The 14,404-nt window shown below is 36.7% G+C and carries 11 protein-coding genes and 1 riboswitch; all 11 genes read left to right on the top strand.

Translation table 11 applies throughout. From position 1 onward, the window contains the following. Window positions 1–90 precede the first annotated feature (90 nt). The 11 genes from P3T75_RS11775 to P3T75_RS11725 all read left to right on the top strand — a co-directional run bounded on the left by P3T75_RS11775 (window position 91) and on the right by P3T75_RS11725 (window position 14,402). A complete protein-coding gene (locus P3T75_RS11775) occupies window positions 91–903 on the top strand; it encodes a fructoselysine 6-kinase (protein WP_282461693.1) in 813 nt (270 codons plus the stop codon). 79 nt (window positions 904–982) lie between these two features. Beyond that, window positions 983–1,693 (top strand): GntR family transcriptional regulator, encoded by a 711-nt coding sequence (locus P3T75_RS11770; RefSeq protein WP_206902192.1) that lies wholly within the window; start codon window positions 983–985, stop codon window positions 1,691–1,693. Window positions 1,694–1,726: 33 nt separating this feature from the next. Continuing rightward, window positions 1,727–3,220 (top strand): amidohydrolase family protein, encoded by a 1,494-nt coding sequence (locus P3T75_RS11765; protein ID WP_282461692.1) that lies wholly within the window; start codon window positions 1,727–1,729, stop codon window positions 3,218–3,220. A 62-nt stretch (window positions 3,221–3,282) separates the two neighbouring features. Then, a complete protein-coding gene (locus P3T75_RS11760; protein WP_282461691.1) occupies window positions 3,283–4,695 on the top strand; it encodes a YfcC family protein in 1,413 nt (470 codons plus the stop codon). A gap of 564 nt (window positions 4,696–5,259) precedes the next feature. Next, a complete protein-coding gene (locus P3T75_RS11755; protein ID WP_282461690.1) occupies window positions 5,260–6,090 on the top strand; it encodes a MarR family winged helix-turn-helix transcriptional regulator in 831 nt (276 codons plus the stop codon). A gap of 153 nt (window positions 6,091–6,243) precedes the next feature. Beyond that, window positions 6,244–8,028, top strand: coding sequence for an ABC transporter ATP-binding protein (locus tag P3T75_RS11750; RefSeq protein WP_282461689.1), 1,785 nt, complete (start codon window positions 6,244–6,246; stop codon window positions 8,026–8,028). 162 nt (window positions 8,029–8,190) lie between these two features. After that, window positions 8,191–8,251, top strand: a riboswitch (Fluoride riboswitch). A 91-nt stretch (window positions 8,252–8,342) separates the two neighbouring features. Further along, a complete protein-coding gene (gene eno / locus P3T75_RS11745; protein WP_282461688.1) occupies window positions 8,343–9,614 on the top strand; it encodes a phosphopyruvate hydratase in 1,272 nt (423 codons plus the stop codon). A 521-nt stretch (window positions 9,615–10,135) separates the two neighbouring features. Then, window positions 10,136–11,521 (top strand): extracellular solute-binding protein, encoded by a 1,386-nt coding sequence (locus P3T75_RS11740; RefSeq protein ID WP_206902200.1) that lies wholly within the window; start codon window positions 10,136–10,138, stop codon window positions 11,519–11,521. A 114-nt stretch (window positions 11,522–11,635) separates the two neighbouring features. Beyond that, window positions 11,636–12,514 carry a carbohydrate ABC transporter permease gene (locus P3T75_RS11735; RefSeq protein ID WP_206902201.1) on the top strand — a complete coding sequence of 293 codons (879 nt, stop codon included), beginning with the start codon at window positions 11,636–11,638 and terminating at the stop codon, window positions 12,512–12,514. Then, the gene (locus tag P3T75_RS11730) at window positions 12,511–13,326 is read left to right on the top strand and encodes a carbohydrate ABC transporter permease (protein ID WP_206902202.1); all 816 of its coding nucleotides are present in this window, start codon (window positions 12,511–12,513) and stop codon (window positions 13,324–13,326) included. Before P3T75_RS11735 ends, P3T75_RS11730 begins: the two co-directional genes overlap by 4 nt. 44 nt (window positions 13,327–13,370) lie before the next feature. Then, complete coding sequence (locus P3T75_RS11725; protein ID WP_282461687.1) at window positions 13,371–14,402, top strand: LacI family DNA-binding transcriptional regulator; 1,032 nt, start codon at window positions 13,371–13,373, stop codon at window positions 14,400–14,402. Window positions 14,403–14,404: the final 2 nt, after the last annotated feature.

Genomic DNA, 14,404 nt, shown 5'->3' with positions numbered 1-14,404 from the left:
AACTTCGTAACTGTCTTTCTCTTGAAAAATAAAATATATTTGTTATTTTTGCAAATGTAAAAATAAATTGTAAAGAAAGGGGCAGTTGCAATGAAGGTTCTTGGATTAGGCGACAATGTTGTTGATAAGTACGTGAACTATCAGCTGATGTATCCAGGAGGGAATTCTCTGAATTTTGCCGTATTTGCGCAAAAATTAGGAGTAAAAAGCAGTTTTATGGGGGTCTTTGGAACAGATAGAGAAGGGCAGCATGTCAAAAAAGTTGTAGATGAAATTGGTTTGGATAATAGTCATTCTCGTGTAGTTGAAGGCGAAAATGGTTGTGCACGTGTGGAAATTAAAGCGGGAGATCGTATTTTTTTAGGCAGTAATGAAGGTGGCGTAACGCGGACGCACCCGCTTACTTTAACCAAGGAAGATCAAGCCTATTTAAAAAGTTTTGATTTAATTCATATGGGGTTATACAGCCACGTGAATCATTTGTTACCGGCTTTAAAAGCAGTCCCAGCTAAAATTTCATATGATTTTTCTGACGATTTTACTGAAACTGAAATTCAAAATGCGATCGCTGCAGTAAACTTCGGCTTTTTCTCCATGAGCGACAGCAGTGATGAGGATACAAAACAGTTTTTGCATGAGCATTTTACCGGTAATAATGAAGTTTTAATTGTTACTCGCGGCGCTAAGTCTGCTTTTGCTTATGATGGTCAAAATTTTTATGAAGTTGTACCAATTTTAAAGGAACCTGTGGATACAATGGCAGCAGGAGATTCATTTTTGACGGCCTTTTTAATTCATTATTTAAAAGGGGCTGGCATTATAGAAGCCATGGAAGCAGGAAATAATTTTGCAGGAGAATCTTGCCTTATAGAAGGCTCTTTTGGTTATGGTGTTGCCTACTAGCGGCTTGTGTTAAACAAGGGCATTTGGTACTCTACTTGAGGAGAGATCTTTTTGATCAAAAACTAAGTGAGGGACTAATATGCTTGATGCTAATGCACAATTGCCACTATATAAACAATTAAAAGAAGTAATCAAAACAAAAATAAATACCGGCGAATATACTGAAAACAAACGCATCCCAACAGAACCAGAATTTATTGAAAATTATGGTGTCAGCCGGATTACAGTTCGTAAAGCGATTGAAGAATTGGTGGCAGAAGGTTATTTGGTAAAAAAACAAGGCAAAGGAACGTTTATTAGCGGTCACAAAGTATTACGCAAAATTGAGTACGTGACCGGTTTTAGTGATAGCGGAAAAAGTAGTCAGTTAAAGACGACGAGTATTTTATTAAAAAAAGAAGTACTAGCCGCAAATCAAGAACTAGCGGAAAAATTAGAAATACCGGTGGGGGCTAAAGTTTTATACACCCAAAGAAAACGTCTAGGCAATGGTGTACCTTTACTACTGGAAAATAACTATTTTGATTTTGAACGTTTTTCTTTTTTACAAACAGAAGATTTAACCGGTTCGTTATATGCTATTTTAAGAGAACATGATATTTTACCAATTAATCCAGGGGAAACAACATTAGAAATTGTTTCTGCCGATGATTTTATCGCTACGACGATGGCCGTTGCGATCGGGACTCCGTTTTTTTACATGCAAACAGTAGTGAAGGATCAAAATATGCGCCCAATTCATTTTGGTAAGCAGTTTTATTTAGGTGATGCCTATACTTTTAGTATTTGATTTGCCGCCAAGCAATTTGCTGAAGGAGGAATCATGGAAACAATTATTCGCACCAATTTGCTTTTTGATGGTATTCATCCCGTTCAAAAAGGCCACATTGTGATAGAAGATGACCAGATTACCGCGAAATTTTTCAACTGGGAATATGGTGAAATTTCTAATAATCGCCAACTACTTGAATATGATGATTATTTTGTGATGCCTGGCTTGTTTGATAATCATGTCTTTTTTAGCGGCTATTTGCGGATGAATGCAGGTCTTGATTTAAGCCAGTGTTTAGATAAAGATGCTGCTTTAAAAAAGATCAAGACCGCAGCAACAAAAAAACAAAGAGAGCCGATTTATTTTCACGGCTTTGACTTGACACAATGGTCAGAAAAACCAACGCAACAAGATTTAGATAACCTAAATTATGCCGGTGCAATTAGTGGCATCGATAAAAATCGTTCGTATTGTTGGTTAAATCGTGCTGCTAAAATGCGCTATGGTTTTAAGGAAACAGATACCAGTGCTGAGGCAGCTGAAAAGTTGATTAACGAGTTATTAAGGAATGAAGCTGAGCTGGCTTGTGTTTATCAAAAGTATGAAAGAGCCTTGCTTTCTCGTGGCGTGGTCGCAACAAAAGAAATTGTTTTTGACAATGCCGATTATTTTAAAAGACGTCCACAAGGGAAAATTCAAACACGATTTTATATTCAAGCGGTGGCAAAACCCTTGAATATAGCGCAGTTAATCCAATATCAGCAAGCTGAATTTGCAAAAAATATCACTTTCGGCGGTGCAAAAATTATGGTAGATGGCGTAGTAGCAGATGAAACAGGTGCTACCTTTGGAAACTATTCTTCTGAGCAAATACAGCCACAGATTGATTACACTGCTATTTATAATTTAGTGAAAGCGTGCAATAGTCAAAATATTCCTTGCTGTTTAACCACAGAAGGCGATAAAGCGGCAGCAAAAGCTGCTGAAATTTTAGCTCGAAATGGTAAGCGTTTACCTAAAGGTGTTTATAATTCTATCAGTGATTTAGAAATGGTCACTAAGCAAACTGCACAGAAAATGGCAGATAACAAGATTGTAGCAGAAATCTATCCGCAAGTATTGGGACTAAATGATAGTTATGAAAAAAGCTATATGGAAAATGTTTTGCCACAAAAATATGCTGAGCGTTTCTTTAATTATGGCACCTTAAAAGATGCAAAGGTATTGCTTACCAGTGGTACTGATTTACCACTTTTCATGACAGACTTACCAGAGTCCATTATCCGCAGTGTTTGGCGTAAGTTTCCTCATGGACAGAAACGCTGGCAAGAAAAAAGAGGGCTAGATTGTCTTACCTTGCTGCAAACGTTTACCCAAAATGCTTTTGCCGCAAATGGTATGCTGGACTGTGGTACTTTATGTAAAGGACAAAAAGCACATTTAGCAATCTTTGATCAAGATTTAACGACTCATGATATTATGGCTTTAACTAAAGCAAAAGTAGTCGCCACCTATATTGATGGGCAGGTCGTTTACCAAAGTTAAAAAAATTTAGTCAAAACCATAACGTCTTGATACGTATTTTTGTAATTGAAGGAGGAAAAGAAATGGAAGTAACAGAAACAAAAGCAAAAAAGAAATTTGCCTTTCCCCATAGCTATACATTGATTTTTTGCTTGATTATCGCAGCTGCAATTTTAACTTGGGTTATTCCCAGTGGTCAATTTGAGACAGTTGTTGAAAATATTAACGGCGCAGAAAAAACAACAGTTGTTCCGGGAACGTATCACCAAATCGCTAAGGCTGGCTATGGTCAAGGAATTGGTGCTATCTTAGAGGCGCCAGCTGCGGGAATTATTTCGGCGGTTGAAGTAGTTGCTTTTGTGTTGGTTGTTGGTGGTGCTTTTGGGGTTATTCTAAAAACGGGAGCAGTGGACCGTGCTTTGTTTTCATTAGCAACTTCTCTTGGGGATAAAGGAATTTTAGTAATTCCGCTGTCTATGATCTTATTTAGTCTTGGCGGATCGACTTTTGGCATGAGTGAAGAGGCGATTCCTTTATTTGCAGTATTTATTTCGTTGATGTTTTCATTAGGCTATGATTCGATGACGGCAATTTTAATTTTATTTTTGGGAACGCAAGTGGGCTATGTTGGATCAACGATTAATCCTTTTAATGTTTTGATTGCCCAAGGCGTTGCAGGTGTACATGGCAATCCATTATTAGGCTATCGCGTCATTTGTTGGGTCATTTTAACTGCAATTTCTATTATTTTCACTATGAATTATGCCCGTAAAGTAAAAGCGAATCCTGAAAGTTCAATCGTTTATGCTAGCGATCAATTGGTCAAAAGTAAATTTCAAAATTTTGAGCAAGACAAGCCATTTTCCAATGGTGATAAGTTGATTGTGGCTGGATTTATCGGCGGTTTAGGCGTTATGATCTGGGGGATTATTGCCCAAGGATGGTACATGGTGGAAATTTCGGCATTGTTTGTCGCGCTGGCCTTATTTGCTGGTGTTGTCGCTAAATTTGGACAAAAGAAGATCGCGGAGGCTTTTGTAGAAGGCTGTGCAGATTTCGCCTATGCTGCTGTGATCATCGGTTTAGCACGGGGAGTTTTGGTAATCTTAGAAAATGGTATGATTATCGATACGATTTTAAATAGTTTGGCCACTCTTTTAGGGGGACTACCCAAGGCATTATTTTCGACCATTTTGTTAGGTGCACAAGTTTTAGTAACATTCTTTGTACCATCATCTTCAGGGGCTGCTGCTTTAACGATGCCAGTAATGGCTCCATTAGGTGACTTACTAGGTCTAAATCGCGATGTTATTGTTTTAAGTAATCAGTTTGGCAATGGGTTAATGAACATTATTTCCCCAACAGGTGGCGTGTTGTTAGCCGGATTAGCGATTGCAGAAATTAACTTTTCAAAATGGTTTAAAGTGGGTTTGAAAGCCTTCGGTATTTTGGCAGTTGCTTCGGCGATTTTACTTTATATTGCAACATTATTCTAAATTGTAGGTCTGCTTATAAACAAAAGCCGTTTCCAGCAAAGTTAGTGGGCGGCTTTTTTGTTTGGATCGGGCTACTTATAAAGTAAAGGTTTCAAAAGGAAAGCTTCAGGACGAAACAAGCAGCTAGAAGAATTTGGAAATTTTGGGGATAATTCGATTCGCATCATCGCTAGTCAAAATTTTTGTGACAGCGTAAAGCTTGGTTTGGGATTCAATTTTTTAGCTTGTAAGTGACAGCTTGCTATAGATTATTAAGGACAAATGTAATGAAAATCAGGTATAATACATTTGTGAGGCTAACGTTCAACTTCAATTCGTTAGAATCATTCTTTCGCATTTTAGCGAAATGACACCAACTATTTTATTATTCACGCCAAATGGATAATAAAAGTTGGTGTTTTTTTGTTGACTATAAAGAAAGTATGGATTTTTTTTAGAAAAAAGTGATTTGAAATTTTTTGAGAAAAAAGTGTTGACAATTGTTCGGTACCGAAATATAATCACCAATGTAATAAAGTTCGGTGCCGAAATATTCGGTGCCGTAATAAAAGTGAGGTAATTTTAATGAATACATTTAGTAACCAATTATTAAAACAAATTCGTTTCATCAGTGATGCTGGCAATGCGTTTATGAGTAAAAGACAAAAATTAACAGGGCAACAGCGAGTATTGGCAGTATTGCGCTTGGAAGACGGATTAACCCAAGGCTATTTAGCAGACATTTTGGGTTTGAGTCCTAGTTCACTGGCAGAATTATTGAAGAAATTAGAAAATAGTGGCGCCATAAAACGCATTGAAGATGAGCAGGACAAACGTATTAAGAAAGTATTTTTGACCGAAGTAGGCAAAAAGCAGGCAGAAGCATCGGCACAGACAGCACAAACAAGTGAAAGTGCACATTTCTTTGATGGCTTGACAGAAGAGGAAATGACGGAACTAGCAGATTTATTACAAAAAATTAAAGACGGCTGGAATGATGACATGAAACAAAAAGCCGAAGCCTTTGTAGATCCTTTTGATCGTCTCGCAGCTATTCAAAATATGCAGGAAGTTTTTAAAGAACAGTTTGGGCAAGAATGGGCTGAAATGGATGCTGCGGACATGAACAAATTACGTCGGGAAATGCAGAAAAAAATGCGGGAAATGTCATTTGAAGATTTAGAACAAATGCGTAATTTCCGTGGCGGCTTTGGCGGCTTTGGTGGTTTTGGCGGTGGACCAAGAGGGGGGCGTGGCAGCCGTCATGGTGGTCGTAATTTTCACGAAAATCACCCCCATGCAACCAAAGAACAACAAGAGGCCTGGTTTGATTTTTGGAAGAATAAATTTGGCGGTATGAAGCCAAATCACGGCAAAGAAGATCAACAAGATCAAGATGAATGGAAAGATTTTTAAAAGCGTTAACGACGTTTTAAAATGACCATGTTTAAAAAGATTTAGTCTGGCAGATGCTTTTTACAAAAAATTTTAAGTTTGTAAAGGTTACAGGCGGTTTTTCTTTACACGTGCGTAATGCCAGATGCTTAATGAAGAAAAGAGGAATTTACAATGCCACAAGGTGGAGGCGGCCGTGAAGCTGCAATTTTTGAGGATGAATTACCAAAAGCTAAAGGAACATTTAAATTTAAAGATTTTTTGAAACTAATTAATAGTGTGAGCCCCAAAAAAGCACTTTTTGCTTTTGGTTTATTACTAAGCTTAATCACGAGTGGTGCGAGTCTTGTTGTGCCACAGTTAACAAAAGGATTAGTAGATACGAGTGAATTAGCAAAAATCGATGGCAAAATGGTTGCCGTCTTGGTGCTGGCGTTTATCGTATATTTAGGTTTCGGTGCAATTGGCGGTTATTTTTTACGTTATGTCGGGGAAAGCTCTGTCAAAACATTACGAGAAAAATTATGGCACCATTTGTTACATTTGCCTGTCGCATATTATGACGACCATAAATCTGGTGAAAGTAGCTCTCGTTTGGTGAACGATACCAGTGTAATCAAGGACTTGGTAACGACCCAATTTCCTAATTTTATTACGGGGGCTATTCAATTAGTTGGCTCGGTGATTATCTTATTTATCATGGACTGGAAAATGGCGGCGCTAATGTTTATATCTGTGCCCATTGTCATGTTAGTGATGATGCCAATTGGAAAAGTGATGATGAAAATTGGGCGCCAAATGCAAGGTGCGTTAGCAGATTTTAATGCGGATACGACAGAGAAGATATCTGAGATTCGCTTAATTAAATCCAGTAATGGTGAAAGCTATGAAATTAAAAATGGTGGTCGCTATATTGATAAAATCTTTAAACTGGGTTTAAAAGATGCCAAAGTTGAAGCTGTTTTGCAACCGGTAATGATGACGACGATGTTAGGTTTATTTGTTGGTATTTTAGGTTATGGCGCAGTGCGGGTGCAAGCAGGGACACTAACGAGTGGTGAATTGGTCGCTTTCTTATTGTATCTCTTCAATATCATTACACCAGCTGCTAGCTTTGCTACCTTCTTTTCTCAAGTGCAAAAAGCAATGGGGGCAACAGAACGGATTCAAGCAATTTTAGAAACGCCAACGGAAACAATTACAGTGGATACTAATATCGCTGTCACAGGTAAAACGATTGAAGCAAATCACTTATCTTTTAGTTACGATGAATCAAAAGTGATTTTACAAGATGTTTCTTTTGAAGCTAAACCTAATACGGTGGTGGCATTTGCCGGACCTAGTGGCGGAGGTAAGTCAACGATTTTTGGTCTGTTGGAACGTTTTTATGAACCAAAATCGGGCACCATTACCATTGGCGGACAAAACATTAATGATTTGTCTTTGAAAGATTGGCGTTCACAAATTGGCTATGTCTCACAAGATAGCGCGGTTTTTGCCGGTAGTATTCGAGACAATTTACAATATGGTTTAAATCAGTTATTAACAGATGAAAAAATGTGGGAAGGTTTGTCATTAGCGTATGCGGATCAGTTTGTTCGCGATTTTCCTGATCAATTGGACACGCAAATTGGCGAACGGGGCGTCAAATTATCCGGCGGACAAAAGCAACGAATTGCGATTGCCAGAGCCTTTTTACGCAATCCGAATATCTTGATGTTAGACGAAGCTACCGCAAGTTTAGATTCCCAATCAGAAGAAAAAGTACAGCGAGCATTAGATCAGTTAATGGCAGGAAGAACAACATTAGTAATTGCGCACCGCCTATCAACGATTGTTGACGCAGATAAAATTTACTTTATCGAACATGGAGAAGTCACAGGTAGTGGGACACACCGTGAGTTAATTATGACGCATCCTTTATATGCCAAATATGTAAATGAACAAGTCGTAGATTAAAAAAGTCTAGCGTAACCATTAGTGATAAGATGAAATTTATGAAACAGTTTAAACCGTTACTTAAATTTCATCTTATTTATTTAGCGGAAAAATTTGAAATTTACGGCTAATTAAAAGCAAAAGTCTTTTTGTTTTACAATTTTTGAAAATGGCGATATTATTTTCACGTAAAGGGATGGTGTTCCCTATAAGTGCTGAAATGGCTGATGACACCTGTTGTAAGAGTTTATTTGAGATGTTTTCAAATACTTTTACAACAGGTGTTTTTTTGCATTTCAAATTTTGCCACCCAAAGAATCTAAGGAGGAATTATCATGTCAGTAGTGATTGAAAATGTTAAAGCAAGAGAAGTTTTTGATTCAAGAGGTAACCCAACCGTCGAAGTCGATGTCATTTTATCTGATGCAACATTAGGACGTGCACAAGTGCCATCAGGAGCTTCAACTGGCGATCGTGAGGCTGTCGAATTGCGCGATGGCGGTGATCGCCTGCAAGGCAAAGGTGTTTTAAAAGCAGTGAACAATGTAAACACAGAAATCAAAGATGCACTAGTTGGGTTGAGTCCATTTGATCAAGAAAAAATTGATCACATCATGATTGATTTAGACGGCACAGCCAATAAAAGTCGGTTGGGTGCTAACGCTATTTTAGGTGTTTCGATGGCGGTTAGTCGAGCCGCTGCCGCTAGCAAAAAGGAACCTTTGTATCGTTATTTAGGTGGTGTTGATTTAGAATTACCACAACCATTTTTTAACGTAATTAATGGTGGTGTCCATGCAGATTCGGGCATTGATGTTCAAGAATTTTTGATTACGCCAGTTAAAAGAGCAAGTTTCCGTGATGGAGTAGAAAAGATTGCCAATATCTACCACACACTAAAAGGAATTTTAGCTAAAAAAGGCCTTGAAACAGCGGTTGGGGATGAAGGCGGCTTTGCGCCAAAACTAGGTAGTACAGAAGCTGCTATCGAAACATTGTATGAAGCAATTAAAGCTGCTGGTTACATGCCAAAAGAAGAAATTGCGATTGCGCTAGATCCAGCTTCAAGCGAATTTTATAATGAGGATACCCATAAATATAACTTTGAAGGCAAAGAAATGTCCAGTGACGAAATGTTAACCTACTACCAAGAATTAGTAGCGAAATACCCTGCTATTATTTCAATTGAAGATGGTTTTTCCGAACATGATTGGGACGGGTTTAAAAAACAAACGGATACGATGGGGGCTAACATTCAACTAGTTGGCGATGATATTTTTGTTACCAACCCTACTATTTTTAAAGAGGGCATTGATAAAGGCGTCGCCAATGCAATTTTAATCAAACTAAACCAAATTGGCACAGTTTCTGAGTCCATTACAGCTATTAAATTGGCGCGCCAAAATGGTTACAATACAATGATTTCCCATCGTTCAGGAGAAACTGGTGATACTTATATTGCTGACTTTGCTGTCGCAATGAATGCCGGACAAATTAAAACAGGTTCTATGGCCCGCAGTGAACGAGTGGAAAAATACAATCAATTTTTACGGATTGAAGAAGAATTGGAAGGCTACGCTAAACTAGCACATTTTCCTAAGAAATAGAAGATAGTAAGAAGTTTAAAAAGGACATTTCATCACTAGCTTCAAGAATAAACGGATAAAAATTATTAAAAACCAATTTTAAGATTACTTTGTTTCCGGGCTTTTTCAGGCTGTAGTTGAATACTTTTGTTAGGAACGTCCCTTTATCAGCGGTTTAGTAAGACTGAAGACTATGACAACCTATCCTTTTAGGGATGGGTTGTTTTTTTAGGTTGTAATAGTAATTGATAATGGATTTTATCAGTGGGTTGTTGAGGGAGTATATTATAAATTGCAGGCATGGGATGTTGCCTCCCCTTCAGAGGTACTCACTTTTAATGTATTAGCTTAAAAGAAAAAGTACAAAATATTCGCAGGCAATAATTGTGATTTTTTCTTCTTTTAATAAATTGGCCAATAGATATTTTGAGCATGAATTGTTATTTATTTGAAAAATAATAATGTAAGCGTTGACAACAATTAAGTTTAACGTTAAACTACAAGAGAAGTTGAACGTTAAACTTAACAAGGAGGAGAACTTCATGAAAATGAGTAAAGTTTTAACAGCACTAGCAACAGTTTTGATGGTAGGCACTTTGGCAGCCTGTGGTTCATCAAGCAAAGATAGTGCAAAAGGTACAACTGACACCAAAGAAGATAAAGGGATGGAAGTTTTGGGGGAGCATGTAAAATTTGACCCCAATAAACTAGTCAATGATGGTAAACCAATCCAAATTGAGTATTGGACTTGGAACGAAGGTGATCCTGCCATCACAATGGCAAAAGATTATGAAAAAATTTATCCGAACGTCACTATTAAAGTTGTAAACCATCCATGGGATGATTATTGGACAAAATTACCATTGGCGCTAAAAGGGGATAATGGACCAGCAATTTTTAATATTCATAATTCACAACATGATTTGTTGTTTCCATATTTAGCACCTTATGACATTAAAACAGCAGATTTAACAGCAGATTTTACTTCTGTTGATCCTCACATTATTGACGGGAAAGTTTATTACACCGATAGCATGATTAACACAGGCAATATTTATTACAATAAAAAATTATGGCAAGATGCTGGTTTAACAGATAAAGATATTCCAAAAACATGGGACCAATTCCGTGAAGTTGCAAAAAAATTAACCAAAAAAGATGGTAGTAAAATTACGCAAGCTGGATTTAACTGGAACGGCGAAACATATAGTGCGATTTACGAAGGTTTAAATTACCAAAAAGGAGAGTTACTCTTTAAAGATAATGGCAAAAAAGTAAATTATGATAATGATGTAACAAAAGAAAATTTACAATTTTTAATTGATCTATATGAAAAAGATGGCGTAGGTTCAAAAGACTTTGGAGCAGAATCTTCACAAAGTTTTGGGAATGGTCAATCTGCAATGGTTTATAAATGGGGTTGGTATTTAAATGAATTAAAGACCAACTATCCAGATGTGGATTTTGGTGTTTTCGCAACACCAACACCATCTGAAGATACACCTTTAGCCTATGATCGTTTCAATGGGGAGAGCACACCAGGAATTAATAAAAATCAAGCCAAAGAACAACAAGCTGTCGCACAAGATTTCTTAAAATATTGTTTAGCAAATGATGAATATTCCAAAACAGGTGCTTTAGCATTAGCATCGTTCCCTACAAAAAAATCATTAGCAAACGATAAAGATATTATGGCAAATCCTGTTTTAGAAGCTATTGCACCTCGCGTTGAGCGTTTAATTTGGCCAGGTCCATTCCCTGCTACAGTAGAAAGTACTGGAACGCAAACAATGGAAGATGTTTTATTCAATGGTAAAGACTTGAATGCAGCCGTAAAATCAGGACAAGAAAAGATGGAAAAAGATATGAAGGATACAGATTTTACGTCATTAGAAAATAGCTACGCACATATTGACGAAGCAAAATAAGTTGTCAGGTAGGGTGTGTCACAAATTTGACACACCCTTTTTCTAAAAAAGTTAGCGGAAAAATGACTATTCAATTATATATGCTAACGCAGACGTAAAAAAGGGGTGAAGTAAATGCAAGCTATTAATAAAAAAAGAAATTTTTTTAATCTGAAAAATGTTGCGGTCGTTTTATTGATTATCTATTTTGCCATTTTTCTTGTTTACCCAATCTACAAGGCATTTGCTGGAAGCTTACATGATTGGAATCCAATGATCGATAAATACGATTTTGTTGGTTTAGATAATTTCAAAGATGTATTAACCAGTGATTTATTTTGGAAATCAATGTCCAATACATTTGTTTTTACTTTTTTTGCGGTTTTATTCCGCGTAGTGCTAGGATTAGGACTAGCATTGCTAATTTCCTCAAAACTAACCAAAGCTAAAACATTGTTTCAAGGTCTATTTTATATGCCGACCATCACACCATTAGTAGCTGTTTCTTTTGTTTGGATGTGGATGTTTGATCCGCAATTTGGCCTGATTAACAAGGTTTTTCATCTTGATATTAATTGGTTAAAAGATACACACTGGGCGTTACCGGCGATTATTATTATGACTATTTGGAAGGACTTTGGCTATGCTACCGTGCTTTTTTTAGGTGGCTTAATGGGGTTGCCAGAAGATGTTTTTGAAGCTGCTGAAATTGATGGTGCCACCTCTTGGCAAACATTTTGGAAAATTACTGTCCCATTATTAAAACCAACGACTTTGTTTGTTGTAATTACATCTCTAATTACGTATCTACAAGCTTACATCCAAATCTTGATCATGACTGACGGCGGACCAGGGACCTCGACATATGTTATTTCTTATTTGATTTATGATGAAGCTTTTGTAAAGTATAACTTTGGTTCGGCCTCTGCAATGGCGATTATCTTGTTTGTAATTATTGGTATTTTAACAATTATTATGTTTAAAGTCACCGGTGAAGGGAAGAAAAATCAATGAAAAATATCCGTTCGATTCTTTTAAATGTCGTCTTGTTGTTATTGGCTTTGGTGACAATTATCCCTTTTATCTGGATGCTCGTTTCTTCTTTTGCGCCAAACAGTGAGATTGTAAAAATTACTGGCTCGTTATTTCCTACGCCATCAACTTTTCAGAACTATATTGATGTGCAAGAAAAATTTAACTTTATGCGCATGTTTGCAAACAGTTTGTTTGTATCAGTACTAACAACTGTAATTATCATTTATACTAGTTCATTGATGGGGTTTGTTTTTGCGAAGTTTCGTTTTAAAGGAAAGAATTTACTATTTGGTGTTGTTTTAAGTACGATGATGTTACCATGGGCAGTAACTATTATTCCTAAATACGAAATGATGGTAGACTTTGGCTGGCTGAATACGTATAAGGCGCTAATTATTCCATCAATGGTTTCGGGATTTGGAATCTTTATGTTCCGTCAAGCGATTTCGCAAATTCCAGACGAATTGATTGAAGCCGCAAGAGTAGATGGTGCAAGTGATTTTTATATTTTTCATCGCATCATTTTACCAATGTCCCAAAATGCAATAGCCAGTTTAGCAATTTTCCAATTCTTGTGGAGCTGGGAAGATTTTCTATGGCCGTATTTAATGATTAATGATGAATCAAAACAACTTTTATCAGTTGGATTACGCTTGTTTAATGGCCAATATGGTACAGATTATGGCGGACTTTTTGCTGCTACCGCAATTTCGATTATTCCAGTTGTAGTCATTTATATAGTTTTTCAAAAAAGATTTATTGCCGGTGTTTCTAGCGGTGCAATTAAATAGAAACTAACCAAAGGCGATAGTGAAAAAAGAAAGGGCGAAGAAACATGAAAATCACCATAAAAAAAATTGCAGAAGAAGCAGGAGTGAGCGTGACAACTGTTTCAAATGTAATCAATAATAAGGCTAATCGTGTTTCAGATGAGAAAAAAGAGCTGATTAATCAAATTATTAAAAAGTATGACTATTCTCCTAATATGAATGCACGTGCTTTAGTTCAGTCATCTTCACATTTAATCGGCTTGTTGTATTTTTCTGAACGTCCCCGTCTAGATTTCACAGATCCTTTTGTTTCTGAAGTTTTAGAAGGTATTGAACGTGTTGCAAAAGAAAAAGGTTTTTTTACGTTGATTCATAATATTACCTCTCAACAAGATATTGAAGATATTCAAAAAAATTGGAAGTTTGATGGTTTAATCGCCGTTGGTTTCAATCAAGCATTCTTCGAGTTGATTAATGAAAGCATCAGCGTTCCCATTGTATTTATTGATACGCATATTGACGAGCGCGTCTACAATAATTTGCACGAATATCCTGATCGGTACTTTTTGAATACAGATGATTTTAATGCAGCTTACAAACCAACAGAATATTTGATCCAAAAAGGACACGAACAAATTGCATTTTTATCTTATGATTTTGATTTGACGCAATCTGGCGTTGTGCAACAGCGTTACATTGGCTATATGTCAGCACTCAATGCGCATGGTATCGATGTTGATGAAAAATTAATTTTTACAGAAGAAGACTTTGATTTATTGTTGTCTACTAGCGAATCTTTTACAGCTATTTTGGTTACAGCGGATTACTTGGCAATGCAGTTGATTCATTTTCTTAAGGAAAATAAGATCTTTTATGAACGAAAAATTTCTGTTATTGGTTTTGATGATATTAAATATGCGGCCTTAAATGACCCACCATTAACAACTGTGAGACTAGATCAGCTTGCCAAAGGACAAAAGGCAATGGAAATTTTAGTATCCGTTATTGATGGTACAAAAAAAGATTCAGAAGTATTCAATTTGAATAGCGAATTGGTGATTCGAAAAACCGTTTATGAACATAAAAATAAGAAATAGGA

Origin of the sequence: Enterococcus montenegrensis (genome assembly GCF_029983095.1) — a bacterium.
Taxonomy (GTDB): Bacteria; Bacillota; Bacilli; order Lactobacillales; family Enterococcaceae; genus Enterococcus_C; species Enterococcus_C montenegrensis.
The sequence above is the reverse complement of the archived record's forward strand: the minus strand, read 5'-3'. Positions and strand labels throughout refer to the sequence as shown.